Below are 23,603 nucleotides of genomic sequence, written 5' to 3'. Positions count from 1 at the left end.
TCAGGGATGGATTCGGTGAAGCCGCAACTCGACCACAGGGAGGTGACCACGCCATGGACGGACGACGAGACGACCCACGGGGAGCACTCGTCCGGCCGTACGCGGTCACCCGCGGTCGCACCGAACCTCGCCAGGACATCGCGCTCGAGGCGGTGCTCGTGGCGAGCCCGGCCGCGGTCGTCGAGTCCCGGTTCGCCGGTCACGACAAGCACCGCATCGCCACAATCTGCGAGGGCCGGGCGCAGTCGCTGGCGGAGATCGCCGCATACACCCGGCTGCCGTTGGGTGTCGCCCGGGTGCTGGTCGCCGACATGGTGGCGGACAGCCTGCTGACACTGCACAGTGCCGCTCCACCGGCAGAGGCGTTCGAGGAGCGGATGGAACTGCTTGAGAGGGTGCTAAGTGGACTTCGCAGGCTATGACCCGGAGAGGTCGCGGCGCGGCGGTGGAGGTGGCGGTGGAGGGATCACCTCCGCCAAGATCGTCATTGCCGGCGGATTCGGGGTCGGTAAGACGACGCTCGTGGGTGCGGTCTCGGAGATCACCCCGCTGACCACGGAGGCGGTGATGACCGCCGCCGGCGTGGGGATCGACGATCCCTCCAAAGTTCCGGGCAAGGAGACCACCACCGTCGCCATGGACTTCGGCCGGATCACCATGGCCCAGGACCTGATCCTCTACCTCTTCGGTACCCCGGGCCAGACGCGGTTCTGGTTCATGTGGGACGAGATCATCCGGGGTGCGGTCGGTGCGGCGGTGCTGGTCGACACGCGGCGAATCGCCGACGCGTTCGCTCCGTTGGACTACTTCGAGAACCGGCACCTCCCGTACGTGGTGGCGTTGAACTGTTTCGACGGCGCCCCCCAGTACGAGGCGGAGGAGGTACGTGAGGCGTTGGCCATCGCGCCGCACGTACCGCTGGTGATGTGCGACGCGCGGCACCGTGAGTCGGTCAAGCACGTGCTGGTGAACGTGGTCCAGCATGCGATGGCGACGCTGCGTGCGGAGCATGGACGGGGGCAGCCCACGCCGGTCGGCTGAGCCCTCGCCGTGCGGCAGGCTGACCGGGCCCGGGGAGGCTTGCGCGGTTCAATCCTGCACAACGAGAGGGACAGTCACATGCCACAGCGCGATGGTCCTGACGGCGGCTGCATAGTCGTCGTCGGGGGTACCTCCGGCCTCGGCCGGGACGTGGCCGAGCACTACGCCAAGCGGGGCCGTGAGGTCGTGATCACCGGGCGGGAGACCGCCCGGACCGAGGCGGTGGCGGCCGAGATCGGCGGCCGCACCACCGGGGTGGCCGTCGATCTCGCCAAGCCCGAGGGCATCGCCGCCGCACTCGCCGGGATCGGCGAGATCAAGCACCTCGTCCTCTCCGCGTTCGTCCGGGACGTGAACAAGGTCTCGGACTACCAGATCGACCGCGCGGTCAGCCTGGTCACGGTGAAGCTGGTCGGCTACACCGAGGTGGCACACACCCTGCAGTCCAGGATCGTGCCGGACGGCTCGGTCCTGCTCTTCGGCGGTGGCTCGAAGGACCGTCCGTTCCCGGGGTCGGCGACGGTCTCGACGGTGAACGCCGGGGTGGTGGGCCTGGTGAACGTCCTCGCCGCCGAACTGCGGCCGATCCGGGTGAACGCGCTCCACCCGGGCATCGTCGGCGACAGCCCGTTCTGGGCCAAGCAGCCGGCCGAGATCCACGAGACCTACACGGCGCGTACCCCGACGGGTCGGCTGACCACCATGGCGGACGTCACCGACGCCGTGGTGTTCCTGCTGGAGAACCCGGCCGTCAACGCGGTGAACCTCGACCTCAACGGCGGCGCCGGGGTGGTGTAGGGCAGCCCGCCGGCCGCTGGGTCGGGGGACTGGACCAGCCAGTACGAACAGATGTGACCAGGAGCCGGTGGCCCCGCCCGAGCGGGAGTCCGCCGGCTCCGTGTCATGCCGAGATCTGCCGGGCCCAGGGCACCGCCAGCCGCTCCGCGGCGACCACCAGATAGAACAGGCCGACGCCGAGCACCGCCAGCAGCGTGATCGCGGCGAACGCCAGCGAGGTGTCCGCCGACTGGCCGCTGGCTGTGATGATCGATCCGAGGCCGGCGTTCGGGCTCTGGATCTCGGCCACCACCGCGCCGATCAGGGCGAGCGTGATGCCCACCTTCATGCCGACGAAGAGCTGCGGCAGGGCCCACGGCAGCCGTACCTTGAGGTAGGTCTTCAGCCGGGACGCGGACAGCGACCGGGTCAGTTCGGTGAGTTCGGCCGGGGTCGAGGTCAGACCCGCCATGGTCGAGACCAGGATCGGAAAGAACGCGATCAGCACCACCAGCGAGATTCTCATTCTGGGTCCGTAGTCCACCCAGACGATCAGTAGCGGAACCAGCGAAACCTTCGGTACGGCATTGAACGCCACGATCATCGGTAGGGTCGCCTGCTCGACTATCCGTGAGCTGGTCAGGAGCATCCCGCCGAGCAGTCCGGCGACCGCCGCGATGGCGAATCCGGTGATCGTCGCCCAGAGCGTCGCCCAGGTTTCCGTGAATAGGTAACTGGGCTCCCGGAAGAACGCGTCGACGACGTCCGGTGGGGATGGCAGGAAGAGCGTCCGGATGTCGAAGACGACGGTCAGCAGCCACCACAGACCGATCCCGACCACCGTGCCGGCGATGGGCAGGCCGATTCTGGAGCCGCGCGACAGCTCCGACCTACTCGTCATGGAACGTTCTCCTCTGGTGGGAAACAGGGACGGCGAGTGGGTGTCCACTCGCCGTCCCCAAAAGCGTGTACGCCGCTGGTCAGGCCTTGGGCGCGATGGTGAAGTCGATGACCTTCTCCGGCGTCAGGCCGCCCGGGATGAGCCCGGCGCCCTGCAGGACGGCGATGGCGCGGGCCGCCCGCTGCTCGTCGAGGGCACCGACCACGTTGCCGGGTGCGGAGGTCACGTACGGCGTCATCAGCTTGATCTCGGCAGCGGCGCCCTGCTCGTTGACGGCCGGGTTGTTGGCCTTCATGATCTTGGCTGCTTCCTCGGGGTGCTCGACCGTGTACTGCAACCCCTTCAGCGCCGCGTCCCGGAACCGCTTGACGATGTCCGGGTTGTCCTTGGCGTACCCGGCAGTGGTGGTGATGCCGGTGCCGAGCAGGTCCCGCAGGTAGTCGGTGAGCGGCAGGACGACCATCGTCTGCTTGGTGACCGTCTGCACCGTGTTGCGGGTGATGACGAACGTGCTCAGCACGTCGACCTTCTTGCTCGCGAGCAGGCTCACCAGGCCCTGCGGCTGGCTCTCCACGAACTGGAGCCGGCTGGCGTCGAAGCCGGCGAGCTTGCCGTACGCCGGCAGCAGCGTCTTGGTGATCGAACCCTGCGCGACGCCGACCCGCTTACCCTCGAGGTCCTTGGGCCTGGTGATGCCGGAACCCTCGGGGGCGAAGATCGCCACCAGCGTGCTCTGGTGCACCGCCGCGATGACCCGCATCTCGGTGACCTGGTTGTTGCCGGTCTGGATCATCAGCTGGGTCACGTCGCTGTAGGTGAACTGTGCCTTGCCGGAGAGCAGACCCTGGTTGTTCGTGGCGGGGGCGCCCAGCGACACCGCCACGTCGAGCCCGGCCTCGGTGAAGAAGCCCTTCTCCTTCGCCACCCACGCGAAGGCGTCGTGGCCACCGGTGCCGAACCCGGTGAGGTACGTCACCTTGTCCGGTGCCTTGCCGTTCTTCCCCGGGCCGGAGTCCTCGTCGGACCCGCAGCCCGACGAGATCATCAGGGTCGTGGCCAGGGCCGCGGCGGCCAGCACGCGCATACGCCTCGTCATTCGCACCTATCCTTAGAGGAGAAATCCATTCAGGATGCAAGCCCGTCGCGAAGGGCTGCGATGTCCGCGTTCCGGCAGCGTCCACCGCGGTGCGGGGGCCGTTGCCGGGCACAATGACCGACATCTGTGGTCGTAGTGCCTCAACGGATCTTTCGGCAGTCCTCCTGACGCTTCGCGAGCAGGGCTCGGCGCAACCCGGAATCTCTTTGCCCGCCACGGGAACGACGTGCCTATTCAGGTCCTGTGCACATAGATTCGCGTGGCTGTGAGCGGGCATCCGCCGGTACGCCGCGCCCTACCCTGCCAACCGGATACTCGCCCGTCAAGGAACGCAATCCGACCGTTACCGGCGCAGTTGGAGATCCACCAAGGACGGATTGATCAACAAACTCCGGCAGTCGTACGAGTTGTTGATCTACGAAGGGCCGAAGATTCAGTCGATGGGCAGTCGATAGCCGCGCTTGACCACGGTCTGCACCACTCCGGGCGTACGCAGTCCGGCGCGCAGTCGGGCCACCGCCATCTCGACGGCGTGTTCGTCGGCACCCCGGGGCAGGGTGCGCAGCAGCGCGGCCCGGGACATCACCCGACCGGGGGTGCCGGCCAGTGCCCGCAGTACCGCCATCGGCGCGGGCGCCAGCGGCCGCAGCTCGCCGTCCAGGATGGCCGCGTGCCCGCGCAGGGTCAGCAGGTGACCGGCGACCTTGACGCTGATCGCCCGGGGCGGCAGCTCGTCCACGATGGTCCGGACCAGTGCGCCGAGCCGGGCCCGGTTCGGCGCGACCACCGGTACCCCGTGCCGGCGCAGCGGAGCGGCGGTGACCGGGCCGACGCAGGCGGCCAGTACGTCGGAGCGCATCGCGTCCAGCACCGCGTCGCTACTGGGCCCGGCGGCCCGCAGCAGCGCCCCCACGGCCGGCGCGGAGGTGAAGGTGACCGCGTCCACCAGCCGCCCGGCGATCAGGTCGACCAGCCGGTGCAGCGGCGCCGGGTCGGTCGGCGCCGCCCAGCGGTAGACCGGTACCTCGACCACGGTGGCGCCCGCCGCCTCCAGTGCCGCGGTGCACTCCGGCTGTCGCTCGCCGTGCAACTGCATCGCGACGAGCTGCCCGCGTACGCCCCGCTGGCGGAGGTGCTCGATCACCTCGTCACAGCTCTCCGAGGCCGGGGACCATTCGTCGTGCAGCCCCGCCGCCCGGATCGCTCCCCGGGCCTTGGGTCCCCGGCTGACGATGTAGGCCCGGGACAGCACCGAGCGCAGCGGTTCGGCCAGCCCCCAGCCCTCGGCCGCCTCCAGCCAGCCGCGCATCCCGATCCCGGTGTTCGCCATCAGGACGTCCGGCGGGTTCTCCAGGCAGGCCCGGGTGGCCGCGCGCAGGTCGGTGTCGTCGGCCAGCGGCACGATCCGCAGCGCCGGGGCCAGCACCACCCGGGCGCCCCGCCGTTCCAGCATCGCGGTGAGTTCGTCGCGTCGGCGGTCCGCGGTCACCCCGACCGTGAAGCCGGACAGTTCCCCGGACATCAGCTGTCTCCGGCAGCGGGTTGCGGCCGGGGAGCCACCTCGACCAGGCCGTCGCGGCAGCGCACCCGGTAGACCGGCACCGCCACCCCGGGTACGTCGAGGCAGTGCCCGGTCCGCAGGTCGTAGACCTGCTTGTGCAGCGGAGAGGCGACCGTCGGGGCCTCGCCCCGGCTGCCCACGATGCCCCGGGCCATCACGAACGCCCTGGAGATCGGATCCTGCTGGCCGATGGCGAAGAGTCGGCCGTCGTAGGTGCGGAAGACCGCCACCTGCTCGCCGTCGACCAGCGCGGCCACCCCGCGCTCCGGCTCCAGTCGCGGGTACGCACAGACCGTCGTCCACCGCACGTCGTCGTTGATCGTGGTGTCCAGAGTCAACTCGGTACCCCCATGGTCGTCGGGAGGCCGAGCGTCACCGGTCGGCGTTCTCCCATGGCCGGAACGGGCTGGCCCCGCTCCACCTCGAACGTGATCGACGGATCCGGTACATCGGGTGCGTTGACGAAGGAGGTGAACCGCCGTAGCCGGTCCGGGTCCTCCAGGGTGTCGCGCCACTCGTCGGAGTAGGCCCCGACGTGCCGGGCCAGCGCGGCGTCCAGTTCGGCGCAGAGCCCGAGCGAGTCGTCGACGAGAACCGCCCGCAGGTGCTCCAGGCCGCCATCCATCGCCTCGATCCAGGCGGCGGTGCGCTGCAACCGGTCGGCGGTACGGATGTAGAACATCAGGAACCGGTCGACGTACCGGACGAGTTCCTCGGTGGACAGGTCGGTGGCGAAGAGCTCCGCGTGCCGGGGCCGGAACCCGCCGTTGCCGCCGAGGTAGAGGTTCCAGCCGTTGTCGGTGGCGATGATCCCGAAGTCCTTGCTGCGGGCCTCGGCGCACTCCCGGGCACAGCCGGAGACGGCAGACTTGATCTTGTGGGGGGCGCGCAGTCCCCGGTACCGCAGTTCGAGGGCGATCGCCAACCCGACCGAGTCCTGCACCCCGTACCGGCACCAGGTGGAGCCGACGCAGGACTTGATGGTCCGCAGTGCCTTCCCGTACGCGTGCCCGGACTCGAACCCGGCGTCGACCAGTCGCCGCCAGATCTTCGGCAACTGCTCCACCCGGGCCCCGAAGAGGTCGATCCGCTGTCCACCGGTGATCTTCGTGTAGAGCTGGAAGTCCCGGGCCACCTCGCCGATGACGATCAGCTTCTCCGGAGTGATCTCGCCGCCCGGTATCCGGGGCACCACCGAGTACGTCCCGTCCCGCTGGATGTTCGCCAGGAAGTGGTCGTTGGTGTCCTGCAACGAGGCCTGCTCGCCGTCGAGCACGTAGCCGTTGCCCAGCGAGGCCAGGATCGAGGCGACCACCGGCTTGCAGATGTCGCAGCCCCGGCCGGTGCCGTGCTCGGCGACGAGCCGGGAGAAGGTACGGATCTCCCGGACCCGGATGATCTCGAAGAGTTCCTGCCGGCTGTGCGCGAAGTGCTCGCAGAGCGCCTTGCTCAGACTCACCCCGGAGACCGACAGCAACTGCTTGAGCATCGGTACGCACGACCCACAGCTCGTGCCGGCCCGGGTGCACGCCTTCAGCCCCGGTACGTCGACACAGCCCTCGGCGATCGCGCCGACGAGTTGGTCCTTGGTCACCCCGTTGCAGGAGCAGACCTGGGCCGCGCCGGGCAGGGCGGCGATGCCGGACCCCGTACCGGTGCCGTCGCCGGCCGGGGCGAGCAGGGCCAGCGGAGGGCCGGGCAGTGGGCCGCCGACACTGGCCCGAAGCGCCGGATAGGCCGCCACGTCACCGACCAGCACCCCGCCGAGCAGGGTACGGGCGTCGTCGGAGAGGACGAGTTTGGCGTACACCCGGGTGGCCGGGTCGGTGAAGGTCACGTCCAGGCAGCCCGGGGTGGTGCCGTGCGCGTCGCCGAAGGCGGCCACGTCCACCCCGAGCAGCTTCAACTTGGCCGAGGTGTCGGCGCCGGGGAAGCTCGCCGTGCCGCCGACGAGCCGGTCCGCCACCACCTCGGCCATCGCGTAGCCCGGTGCGACGAGCCCGTAGCAGGTTCCCTCGACGGCGGCACACTCGCCGATCGCCCAGATCCGCTCGTCGCTGGTCCGGCAGCCGGCGTCGACGCGTACCCCGCCGCGCTCGCCCAGGGTCAGCCCGGCGTCCCGGGCCAGTTCGTCCCGGGGGCGGATCCCGGCGGCCACCACGACCAGGTCGGTGGGGAGCCAGGCGCCGTCGGAGAGGGTCAGCCCGGCCAGTTCGCCGTCCGGGCGGGACCGGATCGCGGTGGTGGCCACCCCGAGGTGCGGGACGACGCCCAGCTCCTCGACGTACCGGCGCAGCATCGCGCCACCGGCCTCGTCGACCTGCACCGGCATCAGCCTCGGGGCGAACTCCACCACGTGGGTGCCCAGCCCCAGCAGGCGCAGCGCGTTCGCCGCCTCCAGCCCGAGCAGCCCCCCACCGATCACCGCACCGGTGCGCCGGCCCTTCGCGAAGTCGCGGATCGCGGTCAGGTCGTCGAGCGTGCGGTAGACGAAGACGCCGGGCCGCAGCGACGGCGTCGGGCCGATCGCGTCCGGGCCCGCCGCGACGTACGCGCCGTCGATCGGCGGCACGAACGGGTACGACCCGGTCGCCAGCACCAGCGCGTCGTACCGGTACTCGCCGGCACCGGTCCGTACCCGGCGACGTTCCCGGTCGATGGCCACCACCGGTTCGCCGAGCCGCAGGTCGACTCCGTCGTCGGGCTGGTGCAGGCTGAGTTCCTCGGCGCTGGCACCGTCGAAGAACGCCGACAACCGGACCCGGTCGTACGCCGGCCAGCTCTCCTCGGCCAGCACGGTGACCCGCCAGCGCCCGCCGCCGTCCCGGGAGCGCAGTGCCTCGACGAAGCGCTGCCCCACCATGCCGTTGCCCACCACGACAAGCTCGCTGCGCTCGCTCACGCCGCCACCTCTTCCGCCGTCTCGGGGGTGTCTATCGCGGACAGCCAGCCGAGGATTCCCTCGACGGCGTCCCGGCAACTGCCGCAGCCGGTGGTGGCCCGGGTGCCGGCGACCAGTTCGTCCATGGACCTCGCTCCGGCCCGCCAGCAGCGCACCAGCGCGCCCTTGCGGACCGTGTTGCACTGGCAGACCGTCGCCGAGTCGGGGATCAGCGCGGGCGACTCGACCGGCGGCGCGATCGTTCCGTCGCGACTGCGGCCCAGCAGCAGCGACCGTCGGTCGATCGGCACCGGTGCGCCCCGGTCGAAGAGCTGGATCACCGTGCCGACCGCCGGATTGTCGCCCAGCATGATCGCCCCGGTCAGCCGTTCACCGACGATCCGCAGCCGGGCGTACGTCCCCCGGACCGGGTCGGAGAAGCTGAGTTCCTCGACGTCGGGGCCGGGGCCGGAGCCGGGATCCCCCATCGCGGCGAGGTCGATGCCGGCCGCCTTGAGCCGGGTCACCGAGGGCCGGGGGCGGTAGCGGGCCCGGGTGTCCCGGCCGGCCAGCACCGCCGCCAGGACCCGGGCCTGTTCCCAGGCCGGCGCGACCAGCCCGGTCACCACGCCGGCGTGCTGGGCGCAGTCGCCGATGGCCGAGATGTGCGGGTCGCTGGTCCGCAGCCGGTCGTCGACCACCACCCCCCGGTCGACGGTCAGCCCGGCGGATGTGGCCAGGCCCACGTCCGGGCGTACCCCGCAGGAGAGGACCAGCAGGTCGGCGGCGAGTTCCCGCCCGTCGGAGAGGGTCAGGGCGACGCCGTCGGCGCGGGCGTCCACCGCGACGGCCGCCACCTCCAGGTGGGCGGTGACGCCGAGCCCCGCCAGGGTACGGGCCAGCACCGCGCCGGCCGCCGGATCGAGCTGTCGTTCCATCAGGTGCCCGACCGGATGCACGACGTGCACGTCGAGGCCACGGGCGGCCAGACCGCGGGCCGCCTCCAGCCCGAGCAGCCCGCCGCCGAGCACCAGGGCCTGGCGCGCTCCGGTGGCGACGGAGAGGATCCGCCGGCAGTCGTCGAGGGTCCGGAAGACCGCGACCCGGTCCGGCAACCGGTCCGGGTCGAGTCCGGGCAGCGGCGGCACCAGGGCCCGTCCGCCGGTGGCGAGCACGAGGTGGCCGTACCCGAGAAGGTCACCGCGGCTCGTCGTCACCGTGCGCGCCGCCGGGTCGATGGCGGTGACCTGCACCCCGGGCTGTACGTCGATGCCGTGCCCGGCCGCCTCGGTCAGCTCCACCCCGGCCTCGTCGACCTTGCCGGCGAGCAGGTTCGACAGCATGATCCGGTTGTACGCGCGGTGCCGCTCGGCGCCGAGCACGGTGATCTTCGCATCGCCGGTCCGGGCCGGCAGCTCGGCTGCCAACCGGGCGCCGGCCATCCCGTGGCCGACGATGACGATCCGGTTGTCTGACTCGCTCACGCCGCGGCCCCATTCGATTCGCTCACGCCTTCTCCACCCGGACCGCGCAGACCTTGAACTCCGGCATCCGGGAGACCGGGTCGAGGGCGTCACTGGTGACGGAGTTGATCCGGGCCGGACCCGCCCAGTGGAAGGGGGCGAAGACCGTGTCCGGCCGGATCGTCGGGGTGATCCGGGCCGGTGCCCGCATCTCGCCCCGACGGCTGGTCACGAAAACCTCGTCGCCGTCCTGGACCCCGAGCCGGGCCGCCAGGTCGGGGTGCAGCTCCAGAAAGGCACCGGGCGCGGCCCGGTGCAGCGGTGCGATCCGCCGGGTCTGCGCTCCGGACTGGTACTGCGCCAGCACCCGCCCGGTGGTGAGGTAGACCGGATAGTCCGGGCAGACCTCCTCGGCGACCGCGCGGTGCTCCACCGGCAGAAACCGGGCCCGTCCGTCCGGGGTGGAGAACCGGTCGGCGAACAGTCGCGGGGTCCCCGCCCCGTCCTCGGTGGGGCAGGGCCAGAAGACCCCGTCCTCGGCATCGATCCGCTCCCAGCTGATGCCCGCGTAGTCGGCGATCCCACCGGCCGAGGCCCGGCGCAGCTCCTCGAAGACGACCCCGGGGTCGGTCGGAAACCGGGGCCCGGGTACGGGACCGGTGCCGGGTGCCGCGCCCCGCTCGGCCGGGCCGCCGTCGCCGACTCCGCCAGCACTGCCGCCCTGCTCGCCCAGCCGGCCGGCCAGTTCGGCGAGCACCGCCAGGTCGGTCCGTACCCCGGGCGGGGGTGGACGGAGGGCGCGACGCCGCAGCACCCGGCCCTCCAGATTGGTCATCGTGCCGTCCTCTTCGGCCCACTGTGCCGTCGGCAGCACCACGTCGGCGATCGCCGCCGTCTCGGACCGGACGAAGTCGGCGACGATCAGCAGGTCGAGGTCGCGCAGGCGGCTCTCGACCTGGTTCGCCCGGGGAGCCGAGACCACCGGGTTCGAGCCGAAGACGAGCAGCGCCTTCGGGCCGTCCGGGGTGCCGAGCGCGGTCAGCAGCTCGTACGCCGAGATCCCCGGGCCGGGCAGCTCCTCCGGGCGTACGCCCCAGACCCCGGCGACGTGTGCGCGGGCGGCCGGATCGTCGATGCGCCGGTAGCCGGGGAGCTGGTCGGCCTTCTGCCCGTGCTCGCGTCCACCCTGGCCGTTGCCCTGCCCGGTGAGGCAGCCGTACCCGGAACCGGGGCGTCCGGGCAGGCCGAGCGCGAGGGCGAGGTTGATGAAGGCGGTCACCGTGTCCACGCCCTTGGCGTGCTGCTCGGCGCCGCGCGCGGTGAGGATGATCGCCCGGTCGGCGGTGCCGAGTGCCCGCGCCGCCGCCTCCAGGTCGGCCACCGGCACTCCGGACAGCTGCTCGACCCGGGCCGGCCAGTAGCTCGCGGCCACCCGGCGCACCGGCTCGAAGCCGGCGGTACGGGCGTCCACGTAGCGCTTGTCGACCCACCCCTCGGCCAGGGCGACGTGCAGCAGGGCGTTGGCCACGGCCAGGTCGGTCCCGGGGGTGGGTTGCAGGTGCAGGGTGGCCTGCCGGGCGGTCGCGGTGGCCCGGGGGTCGATCACGATCAGGGTGCCGCCGCGCTCCCGCTGTTCGATCAGGTAGCGGACCAGCGGCGGCATGGTCTCGGCGACGTTCGCGCCGACCAGCAGGAGAGTGTCGGCGGTGCCGAGGTCGGCGAGGGGGAACGGCAGTCCCCGGTCGATCCCGAAGGCCCGGATCCCGGCGGCGGCGGCCGACGACATGCAGAACCGGCCGTTGTAGTCGATGTTGCGGGTGCCGAGCGCGACCCGGGCGAACTTGCCCAGCGCGTACGCCTTCTCGTTGGTCAGCCCGCCGCCGCCGAAGACGGCGACCGCGTCCCGGCCGTGCCCGGCCTGGATCCGGCGGATTCCGGTCACCACCCGGTCCAGCGCCTCCGGCCAGGTCGCCGGTCGAAGCTCCGCGCCCGGCCGGTCCCGGACCAGTGGAGTGGTCAGCCGGTCCGGATGGTCGAGCAGTTCGGCGGCGGTCCAGCCCTTCTGGCAGAGGCCGCCACGGTTGGTCGGGAACTGCCGGGGCAGCACCTCCACCCGGCCGGCCGTGGGCCGCAGCGTCATGCCGCACTGCAACGCACAGTAGGGGCAGTGGGTGGCCACGTCCTGGGACACATCCCCCGAATGCGTCGCAGCTCGTGCACCGTCTGTCATGTCCGAAGCGTGCCGGCGCCCGGTTTCACGGTCGGGTCCCGGTTGTTTCGGGCCTGTCAAGAGCCGCTCACACGGATTCCGGGCAGCGGGCCGGCCGTCCCGGGCCCCGGCGAGTGGCGCGGGCCCCGGGCGGCGGGCCTAAGATGAACGCCGTTAAATGAGAAGAACGTTCCGTATGTCAGGAGGCACTTCGATGGCGGTGGTGTCGCTCTTCGAAGCCGTGGCCGGGTCGTACGACGAGTCCCGCCGCAGGTTGGTGCCGTGCTTCGACGACTTCTACGGCACCGCGGTGGAGGTGGCCGCTCCGCCGCTGCGCCGGGCGCTGGCGTCCGGGCGTACGCCCAGCGTACTTGATCTAGGTGCCGGTACGGGACTGCTGTCGCTCCTGCTCGCTGCCGCCGTACCGGGCGTCCGCCCCACCCTGGTCGACGGGGCACCGGCGATGCTCGCGGTCGCCGAGGGGCAGCTGACCCGACGCGGCGTACCGCACGAGACGGTGGTCGCCGACCTGACCGCGCCGCTGCCCGGCGGCCCGTACGACGCGGTGGTCTCCGCCCTGGCCATCCACCACCTCGACGACGCCGGCAAGCGGGACCTCTACCGCCGGATCCGGCAGGTACTGGTCCCCGGTGGGGTGTTCGTCAACGCCGAGCAGGTGGCCGGGGCCACACCCGACCTGGACCACCGGTACGACGAGATGTGGCTCGCCCAGGTTCTCGCGCTCGGCGCGACCGAGGCGGAGATCGCCGGTGCCCGGGAACGGATGCGGCACGACCGCCCCGCGCCCCTGCCGGACCAGTGCCGCTGGCTGGTCGAGTCGGGCTTCGTCGGCGTCGACTGCTTCTACAAGTCGTGGCGGTTCGCCGTCTTCGGCGGCCGGCGCGAGCTGGAGTGAGGTAGCTCCGGCCCCGGCATCTCACCGCCGGCCGGACCCCGCCGTGCGCCGTCCGTTGCCGGCCCGACCCCGAGCGCGAACGGCCGGGAAACCCGCCGGCCCTAGTTTCGGGCGGCATGACTAGTACCGCCGTCCCCACCGGCACGAAGGCCGCCCCCGACACCGACCGTACGGCCGCCGCCCCGGTGACGGTCGGCAGCGGCGCCGGCCCCGGTGCCCCGACCAGGGCCGCCGGGTCGCCCCGCCGGCACCAACTCGACGACTGGCGCCCGGAGGACCCGGTCTTCTGGCGTACCACCGGTGCCCCGGTCGCCCGGCGCAACCTGATCGTCTCGATCGCCTCCGAACACATCGGCTTCTCGGTATGGAGCCTCTGGTCGGTGATGGTGCTCTTCCTCGGTCCGCAGTACGGCATCGATCCGGCCGGGAAGTTCCTGCTGACCGCCGTACCGACGGCGCTCGGGTCGGTGCTGCGGCTGCCGTACACCCTCGCGGTGGCGAGGTTCGGCGGGCGGAACTGGACCATCGTCAGCGCACTCCTGCTGCTCCTGCCGGCGGTCCCGATGGCGATCCTGATCGAGCCCGGGGTGTCGTACGGCACGTTGATGGTGCTCGCCTGCCTCGCCGGGGTCGGCGGCGGCAACTTCGCCTCGTCGATGGCGAACATCAACCTCTTCTATCCGCAGCGGCTCAAGGGCTGGGCGCTCGGGCTGAACGCCGGTGGCGGCAACATCGGGGTCGCCGCCGTGCAGCTCGTCGGGCTGGCGGTGCTGGCGACGGCGGGTGCGGCGTACCCGCGCCTGGTTCCGGCCGTCTACCTTCCGTTGATCGTGCTCGCCGCGCTCGCCTCGGCCCGGTACATGGACAACATCCGGGGCGCCCGGAACTCCAAGGGTGCGATCCGGGAGGCGGCCCGTGAGCCGCACACCTGGATCATGTCCCTGCTCTACATCGGCACCTTCGGCTCGTTCATCGGCTTCGGCTTCGCCTTCGGCCAGGTGCTCCAGGTGCAGTTCAAGGAGCAGTTCGCCACGCCGATCGACGCGGCCTACCTGACCTTCCTCGGGCCGCTGGTCGGCTCGCTGATCCGGCCGGTCGGGGGCTGGCTGGCCGACCGGTTCGGCGGCTCCCTGGTGACCCTGGTGAACTTCGCGGCGATGGCGGCCGGCGCCGGGCTGGTGTACTTCGCCTCCGGGGAGCACTCGCTGCCGCTGTACCTGATCGGGTTCATCGGGCTCTTCGTCTTCTCCGGCATCGGCAACGGATCGACGTACAAGATGATCCCGGCGATCTTCCGGGCCAGGGCGACGCTGGCGGTGAGCGCCGGGCAGCTCGACGCCGTGGCCGCGGAGCGGCGGGCCCGGCGGCTCTCCGGAGCCCTGATCGGCATCGCCGGCGCGGTCGGCGCGTTCGGCGGGGTCCTGGTCAACATCGCCTTCCGGCAGTCGTTCCTGACCTACCAGAGCGCCGACGCCGCCTATCTCGCCTTCATCGCCTGGTACGCCATCTGCCTGACGGTCACCTGGGTGGTCTACCGGCGCCCGTCGAAGCACCGCCTCGCCGGGGTGTAAGGAAGGGCCCCCTATTATCGTTTTCTGTAGAAGAAGGGTCCCCTGCTAACGCCTGGTGGCAGCGTGGGGGAGTGCCGTTTTGACCCCGGAGCCGGGGAGCGGGTATCGTTGCCTGCTGTTGTGTGACAACCAAGTTTTTTCACGTGACAGCCGAAGGCGTGCCGCTCAGGTACGCTTGGTCGTTTGTGCGTGCCTGGTGACCGGTGCGCGACCCCAGACCGACGACGAGACAAGGTAGACCTGTGCGTACGTACAGCCCGAAGCCGGGTGAAATCGAGCGTCAGTGGCACGTCATCGACGCGTCAGACGTCGTGCTGGGCCGCCTGGCCACCCACGCCGCCACGCTGCTGCGGGGCAAGCACAAGCCGACTTTCGCGCCGCACGTCGACACCGGTGACTTCGTCGTCATCGTGAACGCGGGCAAGGTGGCGTTGACCGGCAACAAGCGCCAGACCAAGATCGCCTACCGGCACTCCGGCTACCCGGGTGGCCTGAAGCAGGTTCGTTACGACGACCTGCTGAACTCGCGCCCCGACCGCGCCATCGAGTTGGCCGTCAAGGGCATGCTCCCGCACAACAAGCTCGGCCGTAAGCTGATCAAGAAGCTGAAGGTCTACGCCGGTGCCGAGCACCCGCACGCCGCGCAGCAGCCGGTGCCGTTCGAGATCAAGCAGATCGCGCAGTGAGCGCGGACGAAGGAAGCAGCATGACCGACACCATCGAGACCGCCGAGGCTCCGGCGCCCGCCCCGGTGGTCCGGGCTCCCCGCGGCGACCGCGCGATCCAGACCGTTGGCCGCCGCAAGCGGGCCATCGTCCGGGTCCGGATCGTTCCCGGCACTGGCAAGATCACCTGCAACGGTCGCGAGCTGGAGGCGTACTTCCCCAGCAAGGTGCACCAGCAGATGATCAAGGAACCGCTGGTGACCGCCGAGAAGCCCGAGGCGTTCGACATCATCGCCAACCTGCGCGGCGGCGGCACCACCGGTCAGGCCGGCGGGCTGCGGCTGGGCATCGCCCGCGCGCTGATCGTGAGCGACCCGGACGACCGTCCGGCGCTGAAGAAGGCCGGCTTCCTCACCCGGGACGCGCGGGAGATTGAAAGCAAGAAGTACGGTCTCAAGAAGGCTCGCAAGGCGCCGCAGTACTCCAAGCGCTGACCAGCGACCACATCTTGTACGTCTGATTGGAATGGCCGGAAACCGCCCCCTCACGCGGTGGCGCTCTCCGGCCATTCTGTTTTCCATCGGTGCGCTCTCCGGAGGTTTCGCGCATGGGGCGGCTGTTCGGCACTGACGGTGTACGCGGACGCGCGAACGCTGACCTCACCCCCGAGTTGACACTCGCGGTCGCGGTGGCGGCCGCGCAGACCCTCGCCGAGCAGGACCGGAGTCATCCGCCGCTCGCCGTGGTGGGCCGGGACACCCGGGCCAGCGGCGAGATGCTGGAGGCTGCGGTGGTGGCCGGGTTGACCAGCGCGGGCGCCAACGTGATCCGGGTCGGGGTGCTTCCGACGCCGGGAGTGGCGTACCTGGTCGGCGAGGCCAAGGCCGACTTCGGGGTGATGCTCTCCGCCTCGCACAACCCGATGCCGGACAACGGGATCAAACTCTTCGCGGCCGGCGGTCACAAGCTGCCCGACGAGGTCGAGATGCGGATCGAGGCCGCCGTCGAGGCGAACGGCGCGGCCGGTTGGCAGCGCCCGACCGGTGCCGGGGTCGGTCGGGTCCACGACCTGCTCGACGGCGCCGAACACTACGTGCAGCACCTGGTCGGCACGGTTCCGCACCGGCTCGACGGGTTGAAGATCGTCGTCGACTGCGCGAACGGCGCGGCCGCGGAGGTCGCCCCGGTCGCGTACCAGGAGGCGGGCGCCGAGGTCATCTCGATCCACGCCGAGCCGGACGGCCTCAACATCAACGACGAGTGCGGGTCGAACCACCTCGACGCGCTCCAGGCCGCGGTGCTGGAGCACGGTGCGGACCTGGGCATCGCGCACGACGGCGACGCCGACCGGTGCGTCGCGGTCGCCGCCGACGGCACCGAGGTGGACGGGGACCAGATCATGGCGATCCTGGCCCTGGCCATGCGGGACGCCGGGACCCTGACCCAGGACACCCTGGTCGCGACCGTGATGAGCAACCTGGGTCTTCGGCTCGCCATGTCGGCCGAGGGCATCCGGCTCATCGAGACCAAGGTCGGCGACCGGTACGTCCTGGAGGAGCTGCGGGCCTCCGGGTACGCGCTCGGCGGCGAGCAGAGCGGGCACGTGGTGCTGCCCGCGTACGCCACGACCGGCGACGGGATCCTCACCGGCCTGCACCTGATGTCCCGGGTGGCCGCCACCGGTCGCAGCCTGGCCGAGCTGGCCGCAGTGGTGACCAAGCTGCCGCAGGTGCTGATCAACGTCCCCGTCGCCGACCGTACCGTCGGGGCCGGAGCGCCGGCGGTGCTCGGTGCGGTCGAGCGCGCCGAGGCGGAACTGGGCGAGACGGGGCGGGTACTGCTCCGGCCGTCCGGCACCGAACCGCTGGTCCGGGTGATGGTCGAGGCGCCGACGGTGCGGGTGGCCCAGGACGTGGCGGAGCGGATCGCGGTCGAGGTACGCAACGCCAGTCCCGTTCCGGCCTGAGCCGGCGCCCAGTCCCGTTCCGGCCTGAGCCGGCGCTGCCGGTTCCGGTGGCGGGGCCTAGGTCAGCGCCCGCAGTCGGGTGACGGCCTCGGCCAGGACCTCCGGGCGCTTGCAGAACGCGAACCGGACCAGCCGTCGTCCCGCCTCGGCATCGTCGTAGAACACCTGCGTGGGTACGGCCACCACGCCGCAGCGCTCCGGTAGGGCGCGGCAGAACTCCATGCCGTCCCGACCGCCCAGTGCGGTGATGTCGGCCGTGACGAAGTAGGTGCCCTCGGGGGACAGCACCCCGAAACCGGCCTCGGTCAGCCCGCCGACGAGCTGGTCCCGCCGGGTCTGGAGATCGGCCCGGTACCCGTCGTAGTAGCTGTCCGGCAGGGCCAGCGCCACCGCGACCGCCGGTTGCAGCGGCGCCCCGTTCACGAAGGTCAGGAACTGCTTGACCCGCATCGTCGCGGCGACCAGTCGGGCCGGCCCACTGGCCCAGCCGATCTTCCAGCCGGTGCAGGAGAACGTCTTGCCGGCCGAGGACACCCGCAGGGTGCGTTCCCACATGCCGGGCAGGCCGGCCAGCGGGACGTGCCCGGAGTCGGCGTCGGTGAAGACCAGGTGCTCGTACACCTCGTCGGTGACCGCGTAGGTGTCGTACTCCTGGCAGAGTTCGGCGATCAGCGCGAGTTCGGCGGCGTCGAAGACCTTGCCGGTCGGATTGTGCGGCGAGTTGAGCAGGACCAGCCGGGTACGGGGGCCGAACGCGGCCCGCAGCTCCGCCGGGTCGAACGCGTACCGGCCGTTGTCGGTCGGGCGGAGCGTCACCGGCCGGCGGACCGCGCCGGCCAGCGCGATCGACGCCGCGTACGAGTCGTAGTAGGGCTCGAAGCAGACCACCTCGTCGCCCGGCTCGCAGAGTCCGAGGATCGCGGCGGCGATCGCCTCGGTCGCCCCGGCCGTGACCAGCACCTCGCCGTCCGGGTCGTACTCCAGGTCCCAGAACCGGCGCTGGTGGGCGGCGACCGCCGCGCGCAGGGCGGGGATACCGGGGCCGGGCGGGTACTGGTTCTGACCGCCGCGCAGCGCGTCGACCGCCGCGGCCAGCATCTCGGCCGGACCGTCGGTGTCCGGGAAGCCCTGGCCGAGGTTGACCGCACCGGTGCGCACCGCCAGCGCCGACATCTCCGCGAAGATGGTGGTACCGAACGGGCGCATCCGGCGTACCAGGGGATCGGGGTCCATCGTCGTCGTCACCCCCGTCACCCTAGGCGTTCCGCCCCGGCTCAGCCCGTGCTGAACTCGGAGCAGGTGACGGCCGCGAAATCGCCGCTGCCGGTCTTGGTGGCGGCCTGTTGGCCGTCGACCGTGACCTTGCAGGCGATGTCGCCGGAGCCCCCGCCGGTCCGGATCGCGGTCACGATCTTGGGCAGGTCCGCCGGAATCCTGACCTCCTTCCGCCAGGGCAGGTCGACCGAGGTGGCGTGGGTGGGCTTGCCGGACTGGTCGGTGTACGACAGTGCGGCGCGTCCGCTGCCGGTCACCTCGTAGACCACCGACTGGCCGCTGCCGGAGTTACCGGAGGTGCCGCTGCCGCTGCCCGCCCGGGTCGGCTCCGGCACCGAGGTGATCTCCGGCGGGTCGAAGCCCTGGCTGTCCTCCACGCTGTTCTGGAGCCGGTCCATCGCCGCGAACGGGCCGAGGCAGAGCCCGACGCAGGCGCCGAGGACCAGGACCACCCCGACCGCGACGATTACGATGATCATCGTCTTGTTGCTCTTCTTGGGCGGTGCCGGCGGGAACGGCCCACCGGGAGCGCCCGGCTGCCCCGGCTGGTAGCCCGGATAGCCGGGGGTGGCGCCGTACGGGTCGGGGCCGGGCGGGCCGGACTGCGGCGGATAGACCCCGTAACCGCCGTCCTGCTGGTTCGGCGCCCCGCTGGTCGGGTAAGGCGTGGCCGGAGGAGCGGACTGCGGCGGGTACGCCTGACCGGCACCGTAGGGCTGCTGCGGCGGCTGGCCGTACCCGGGCTGCTGTGGCGGCTGGCCGTACGGCGGCTGCTGGCCGTAGCCGGGCTGCTGCGGGGGCTGGCCGTAGCCGGGCTGCTGTGGCGGCTGGCCGTAGGCGGGTTGCTGCGGCTGCCCCCAACCGGGGCCTGACGTCGGCTGCTGCCCGTACGGGGTGGGCTGGGGCGGTTGGCCGTAGCTGCCCGGCTGGGCCGGCTGCGCCGGTTGGCCGTACGTCGCCGGTTGTGCCGGTTGTGCTGGTTGTCCGTAGGTGGACGGCTGCGGGGCGAACTTCGCCGTCGGCGGATCCTCCTCGGGCTCCGACGGCGCGGCCGGCGGAGGCTGCGGCGGGCCGTACTTCGTCGTCGGCGGCTCGTACTCCGAAGTGGGATCGTTCGGGTCGTACGACGAGGGGGGCGGCGAGTCGGTCATCGGGTCTGGCTCCAGTTATGGCGGACAGCGGGGGGCGCGGCGGCGGAGGTGGTGCCGGGGGCGATGGCGGCGAATGCGCCAGTCACGGTACCGCGTCCCCGCTGGTCGCGATGTACCGGTGAAGAGTAGGCAGGGCGTTCAACCGACGGCTTGTCCGGTTGATCCGGCGGATCACCGTACCGAGCAGACAGAGTGATCGAACGACCATGTTTCGAGCACGCGATATGAGCGAACTTAGGTTAGGCTGCGGGCCATGTGCGGAATCGTGGGTTACGCCGGCGCCAGGCCGGCGCTGGGCATCGTGCTGGACGGGTTGCGGCGGCTGGAGTACCGCGGCTACGACTCGGCCGGCGTGGCGGTCGTCTGCGAGGGCGAGCTGCTGACCGAGAAGAAGGCCGGCAAGCTGGCCAACCTGGAAAAGGTGTTGGCCGAGCGGTCGGCGGCGGACCCGGCCTGCGGCGACGGCACGACCGCGCCCGGCATCGGGGTCGGCACCACCGGGATCGGCCACACCCGATGGGCGACCCACGGCGGGCCCACCGACCGCAACGCCCATCCGCACAAGGCGCGGGACGGGCGGGTGGCGGTGATCCACAACGGGATCATCGAGAACTTCGCGAGGCTCCGGGCCGAGCTGGAGGCCGAGGGCGTCGAGTTCACCAGCGACACCGACACCGAGTGCGCCGCGCACCTGCTCGCCGGTGAGCTGGCCCGGCTCCGCACCGCCGGTGAGCCCGACGGGCCGAGGCTGCTCGCGGTCGCCATGCGGCAGGTCTGCCAGCGGCTGGAGGGCGCGTTCACCCTGCTCGCCGTGGACGCCGGGATCCCCGGCGCGGTGGTCGGTGCCCGGCGCAACTCGCCACTGGTGGTCGGCCGGGGGGTCGGGGAGAACTACCTGGCCAGCGACGTCTCCGCGTTCATCGAGCACACCCGGGAAGCGGTCGAGCTGGGCCAGGACCAGGTCGTACTGATCACCGCGGACGACATCGAGATCACCGACTTCACCGGGGCGCCGGCGAGCGGCAAGGACTTCCACATCGACTGGGACGCCTCCGCCGCAGAGAAGGGCGGCTACGACTACTTCATGCTGAAGGAGATCGCCGAGCAGCCGCAGGCGATCGCCGACACCCTGCTCGGCCGGCTCACCGAGAACGGCGAGATCGCCCTCGACGAGGTCCGCCTGACCGACCAGGACCTGCGCGACGTCGACAAGATCTTCATCGTCGCCTGCGGCACCGCGTACCACGCCGGGATGGTGGCGAAGTACGCCATCGAGCACTGGACCCGGATCCCCTGCGAGGTCGAGCTGGCCAGTGAGTTCCGCTACCGCGACCCGGTCCTCGACCGGTCGACGCTGGTGGTGGCGATCTCCCAGTCGGGCGAGACCATGGACACCCTGATGGCGCTGCGGCACGCGAAGGAGCAGAAGGCCCGGGTGCTGGCGATCTGCAACACCAACGGCTCCACCATCCCGCGCGAGTCCGACGCGGTGCTCTACACCCACGGCGGGCCGGAGGTCGCGGTCGCCTCGACCAAGGCGTTCCTCACCCAGTTGGTGGCCTGCTACCTGATCGGCCTGCACCTGGCCCAGGTGCGCGGCATCAAGTACGCCGACGAGGTGGCCGCGGTGGTCGCCCAGCTCCAGGAGATGCCCGACAAGCTGCGGGAACTGCTCGCCGGCATCGAGCCGGTCCGGGAACTGGCCCGGGATATCAAGACGGCGCCGACGGTGCTCTTCATCGGCCGGCACGTGGGCTTCCCGGTCGCCCTGGAGGGCGCGCTCAAGCTCAAGGAGCTGGCCTACATGCACGCCGAGGGGTTCGCGGCGGGCGAGTTGAAGCACGGGCCGATCGCGCTGATCGACCAGGGCACCCCGGTGGTCTGCGTGGTGCCCTCCCCGGCCGGCCGGGGAATGCTGCACGACAAGATCGTGTCGAACATCCAGGAGATCCGGGCCCGGGGCGCCCGGACCATCGTGATCGCCGAGGAGGGCGACACGGCGGTGACGCCGTACGCCGACCACCTGATCTACGTGCCGCGTACGCCGACCCTGTTGGCGCCGCTGCTGACCACGGTTCCGTTGCAGGTGCTCGCCTGCGAGATCGCCGCCGCCCGGGGGCACGACGTCGACCAGCCGCGCAACCTGGCCAAGTCGGTGACGGTGGAGTGAGTTCCCGCGCCGCCGGTAGGGTGAGGCGGTGATCGTCGCAGTCGGGATCGACGTGGTACTGGTCGATCGGTTCGCCCGGGCGCTCGCGCGCACACCGTTGCTGGCCGATCGGCTGTTCACCGAGGCAGAGCGCTGTACGGTATCCGGCAATCCCCGCTCGCCCGAGTCGCTCGCCGCCCGGTTCGCCGCGAAGGAGGCGGTGGCCAAGGCCCTCGGTGCGCCGGCCGGCCTGCGCTGGCACGACTGCGAGGTCGTCTCCGATCCCGACGGCCGGCCGTGGTTGACGGTCTCCGGTACGGTCGCCGCCGCCGCCACCGAGCGCGGCGTGCAACGCTGGCACCTGTCGCTGTCCCACGACGGCGGCATCGCGTCGGCGATGGTGGTGGCCGAGCAATGACAGTGGTGGCGTGGCGATGAGCGAAGGGGTGGCGCGGCGATGAGGTCCGCGTGGCGGGTCGCCGACGTACGGGCGGCCGAGGACGGACTGCTGGCGACGCTCCCGTCGGGCACCCTGATGCAGCGGGCGGCCGGTGGACTGGCCGGGCACTGCGCGCGGCTGCTCGCCGACCGGGGCGGCGTCTACGGCGCCCGGGTGCTGCTGCTCGTCGGCGCCGGCAACAACGGCGGCGACACGCTCTACGCCGGTGTCCGGCTGGCCGGTCGGGGTGCCGCCGTCACCGCCCTGCTGCTGACACCGGACCAGGTGCACCCCGAGGGGCTGGCCGCGCTGCGCTCGGCCGGCGGGCGGGTCGTGGCGGAACTGCCGGACCGGGCCGACGTGGTGCTGGACGGCATCGTCGGGATCGGTGGCTCCGGCGGGCTGCGTGAACCGGCGGCCCGGCTGGTGGCGGCGCTGTCCGAGCTGCGTACCCGGTCCGGGGAGCGACCGCCGGTGGTCGCGGTCGACGTACCGAGCGGGGTCGAGGTGGACACCGGTGACGTACCCCGGTCGGTCGGCGGGCCGAGCACGGTGACGGCCGACCTGACCGTCACCTTCGGCTGCCTGAAGCCGGCGCTGGTGGTCGGGCCGGCCGCCGCCCGCGCCGGCCGGGTCGAACTGGTCGACATCGGGCTGGAGCCGTGGCTGCGCGCCGATCCGGCGGTACGGGTCAGCGAGGCGTCGGACGTACGCCGCTGGTGGCCCCGGCTCGGGCCCGAGGAGGAGAAGTACAGCCGGGGCGTGGTGGGTCTGGCCACCGGTTCGGCGACGTACCCGGGTGCGGGGGTGTTGTCGGTCGGCGGCGCGGTCGCCGGCCCGACCGGCATGGTCCGGTACGCGGGCGGCGCCAAGGTCGAGGTGCTGCGCAGGTACCCGTCGGTGATCGCCACCGAACGGGTCACCGAGGCGGGCCGGGTGCAGGCCTGGGTCTGCGGTTCGGGATTGGGCACCGGCGACTCCGCCGCCACTGAACTGCGCTGCGTACTCGCCGCGCCGGTCCCGGTGGTGCTGGACGCGGACGCGCTCACCCTGCTGGTGGACGGGTCGATGGCCGACCGGCTGCGGGACCGGGACGCGCCGATCGTGGTGACCCCGCACGACCGGGAGTACGCCCGGCTCTGTGGCGAGCCACCCGGTGCCGACCGGGTCGGGGCGGCGCTGCGGCTGGCCGCCTGGATGAACGCGGTGGTCCTGCTCAAGGGGGACCGGACCGTGATCGCCACCCCGGACGGGCGGGCGGTGGCGAACCCGACCGGCACCCCTGCACTGGCCACCGGCGGCACCGGAGACGTGCTGGCCGGGTTGCTCGGCTCCCTGCTCGCCGGTGGCCTGCGCGCCGACCGGGCGGCGATCACCGCCGCGTACCTGCACGGGCTGGCCGGGCGGGAGGCGGCCCGGCACGGCCCGGTGACCGCCGCCGACGTGGCCGCCGCGCTGCGCCCGGTGGTCGCCGCGCTGCCCCGGTGAGCCGCTACCCGGAACCAACCGGAACCGAATCGATCTACCGGACAGTAGGCTGGA

At 71.8% G+C, this 23,603-nt stretch carries 20 protein-coding genes; 11 read left to right on the top strand and 9 right to left on the bottom strand.

Annotation, left to right across the window (positions count from 1 at the left end; all coding sequences use genetic code 11):
* Nucleotides 1-53: 53 nt before the first annotated feature.
* The 3 genes from H4W31_RS03685 to H4W31_RS03675 all read left to right on the top strand — a co-directional run bounded on the left by H4W31_RS03685 (nucleotide 54) and on the right by H4W31_RS03675 (nucleotide 1,839).
* The gene (locus tag H4W31_RS03685) at nucleotides 54-422 is read left to right on the top strand and encodes a DUF742 domain-containing protein (RefSeq protein ID WP_192765361.1); all 369 of its coding nucleotides are present in this window, start codon (nucleotides 54-56) and stop codon (nucleotides 420-422) included.
* Nucleotides 403-1,041: a GTP-binding protein gene (locus H4W31_RS03680; RefSeq protein WP_404825559.1), complete on the top strand. Its 639-nt coding sequence runs from the start codon at nucleotides 403-405 to the stop codon at nucleotides 1,039-1,041. Before H4W31_RS03685 ends, H4W31_RS03680 begins: the two co-directional genes overlap by 20 nt.
* A gap of 78 nt (nucleotides 1,042-1,119) precedes the next feature.
* A complete protein-coding gene (locus H4W31_RS03675) occupies nucleotides 1,120-1,839 on the top strand; it encodes an SDR family NAD(P)-dependent oxidoreductase (RefSeq protein ID WP_192765360.1) in 720 nt (239 codons plus the stop codon).
* 103 nt (nucleotides 1,840-1,942) lie between these two features.
* On the opposite strand, the gene H4W31_RS03670 is transcribed toward H4W31_RS03675, so the two are convergent.
* From H4W31_RS03670 to H4W31_RS03640, 7 genes are all read right to left on the bottom strand, one after another.
* Entirely contained in the window at nucleotides 1,943-2,719 is a 777-nt protein-coding gene (locus H4W31_RS03670) for an ABC transporter permease (protein ID WP_192765359.1), read from the bottom strand.
* Nucleotides 2,720-2,798: 79 nt separating this feature from the next.
* Nucleotides 2,799-3,815: an ABC transporter substrate-binding protein gene (locus tag H4W31_RS03665; RefSeq protein ID WP_192765358.1), complete on the bottom strand. Its 1,017-nt coding sequence runs from the start codon at nucleotides 3,813-3,815 to the stop codon at nucleotides 2,799-2,801.
* Between the two features lie 433 nt (nucleotides 3,816-4,248).
* The gene (locus H4W31_RS03660) at nucleotides 4,249-5,337 is read right to left on the bottom strand and encodes a uroporphyrinogen-III synthase (protein ID WP_192765357.1); all 1,089 of its coding nucleotides are present in this window, start codon (nucleotides 5,335-5,337) and stop codon (nucleotides 4,249-4,251) included.
* Nucleotides 5,337-5,696, bottom strand: coding sequence for a nitrite reductase small subunit NirD (nirD, locus tag H4W31_RS03655; RefSeq protein WP_318783703.1), 360 nt, complete (start codon nucleotides 5,694-5,696; stop codon nucleotides 5,337-5,339). The genes H4W31_RS03660 and nirD overlap by 1 nt, the downstream gene beginning before the upstream one ends.
* A 14-nt stretch (nucleotides 5,697-5,710) precedes the next feature.
* Nucleotides 5,711-8,278: a nitrite reductase large subunit NirB gene (nirB, locus tag H4W31_RS03650; protein ID WP_192765355.1), complete on the bottom strand. Its 2,568-nt coding sequence runs from the start codon at nucleotides 8,276-8,278 to the stop codon at nucleotides 5,711-5,713.
* Entirely contained in the window at nucleotides 8,275-9,741 is a 1,467-nt protein-coding gene (locus tag H4W31_RS03645) for an FAD-dependent oxidoreductase (protein ID WP_318783006.1), read from the bottom strand. Before H4W31_RS03645 ends, nirB begins: the two co-directional genes overlap by 4 nt.
* Before the next feature lie 22 nt (nucleotides 9,742-9,763).
* Entirely contained in the window at nucleotides 9,764-11,950 is a 2,187-nt protein-coding gene (locus H4W31_RS03640) for a molybdopterin oxidoreductase family protein (protein ID WP_192765354.1), read from the bottom strand.
* Between the two features lie 193 nt (nucleotides 11,951-12,143).
* Between H4W31_RS03640 and H4W31_RS03635 the strand changes: the two genes are divergently transcribed.
* The 5 genes from H4W31_RS03635 (at nucleotide 12,144) to glmM (ending at nucleotide 17,047) form a co-directional block, all read left to right on the top strand.
* Entirely contained in the window at nucleotides 12,144-12,845 is a 702-nt protein-coding gene (locus H4W31_RS03635; protein ID WP_192765353.1) for a class I SAM-dependent methyltransferase, read from the top strand.
* Between the two features lie 116 nt (nucleotides 12,846-12,961).
* Nucleotides 12,962-14,416: a nitrate/nitrite transporter gene (locus H4W31_RS03630; protein ID WP_192765352.1), complete on the top strand. Its 1,455-nt coding sequence runs from the start codon at nucleotides 12,962-12,964 to the stop codon at nucleotides 14,414-14,416.
* A 242-nt stretch (nucleotides 14,417-14,658) separates the two neighbouring features.
* Nucleotides 14,659-15,102: a 50S ribosomal protein L13 gene (rplM, locus tag H4W31_RS03625; protein WP_192765351.1), complete on the top strand. Its 444-nt coding sequence runs from the start codon at nucleotides 14,659-14,661 to the stop codon at nucleotides 15,100-15,102.
* Between the two features lie 20 nt (nucleotides 15,103-15,122).
* Nucleotides 15,123-15,575 (top strand): 30S ribosomal protein S9, encoded by a 453-nt coding sequence (gene rpsI / locus H4W31_RS03620; RefSeq protein ID WP_192765350.1) that lies wholly within the window; start codon nucleotides 15,123-15,125, stop codon nucleotides 15,573-15,575.
* A 113-nt stretch (nucleotides 15,576-15,688) separates the two neighbouring features.
* The gene (gene glmM, locus H4W31_RS03615) at nucleotides 15,689-17,047 is read left to right on the top strand and encodes a phosphoglucosamine mutase (RefSeq protein ID WP_192765349.1); all 1,359 of its coding nucleotides are present in this window, start codon (nucleotides 15,689-15,691) and stop codon (nucleotides 17,045-17,047) included.
* A gap of 57 nt (nucleotides 17,048-17,104) precedes the next feature.
* Here the strand turns inward: glmM and H4W31_RS03610 are convergent, their stop codons facing one another.
* Both H4W31_RS03610 and H4W31_RS03605 read right to left on the bottom strand, forming a co-directional pair.
* Complete coding sequence (locus tag H4W31_RS03610) at nucleotides 17,105-18,280, bottom strand: pyridoxal phosphate-dependent aminotransferase (protein WP_192771817.1); 1,176 nt, start codon at nucleotides 18,278-18,280, stop codon at nucleotides 17,105-17,107.
* 41 nt (nucleotides 18,281-18,321) lie between these two features.
* Nucleotides 18,322-19,473 carry an MmpS family transport accessory protein gene (locus H4W31_RS03605; protein ID WP_192765348.1) on the bottom strand — a complete coding sequence of 384 codons (1,152 nt, stop codon included), beginning with the start codon at nucleotides 19,471-19,473 and terminating at the stop codon, nucleotides 18,322-18,324.
* Between the two features lie 253 nt (nucleotides 19,474-19,726).
* On the opposite strand from H4W31_RS03605, the gene glmS reads away from it, so the two are divergent.
* The 3 genes from glmS to H4W31_RS03590 are packed head-to-tail and all read left to right on the top strand — an operon-like array spanning nucleotide 19,727 to nucleotide 23,549.
* A complete protein-coding gene (gene glmS, locus H4W31_RS03600; protein WP_192765347.1) occupies nucleotides 19,727-21,643 on the top strand; it encodes a glutamine--fructose-6-phosphate transaminase (isomerizing) in 1,917 nt (638 codons plus the stop codon).
* A gap of 28 nt (nucleotides 21,644-21,671) precedes the next feature.
* Nucleotides 21,672-22,040 (top strand): holo-ACP synthase, encoded by a 369-nt coding sequence (locus tag H4W31_RS03595; RefSeq protein WP_192765346.1) that lies wholly within the window; start codon nucleotides 21,672-21,674, stop codon nucleotides 22,038-22,040.
* Between the two features lie 39 nt (nucleotides 22,041-22,079).
* Nucleotides 22,080-23,549 carry an NAD(P)H-hydrate dehydratase gene (locus H4W31_RS03590; protein ID WP_192765345.1) on the top strand — a complete coding sequence of 490 codons (1,470 nt, stop codon included), beginning with the start codon at nucleotides 22,080-22,082 and terminating at the stop codon, nucleotides 23,547-23,549.
* Nucleotides 23,550-23,603: the final 54 nt, after the last annotated feature.

The sequence above is a fragment of the Plantactinospora soyae genome (genome assembly GCF_014874095.1).
GTDB lineage: Bacteria > Actinomycetota > Actinomycetes > Mycobacteriales > Micromonosporaceae > Plantactinospora > Plantactinospora soyae.
This window is presented reverse-complemented; position numbering and strand designations above follow the sequence as displayed.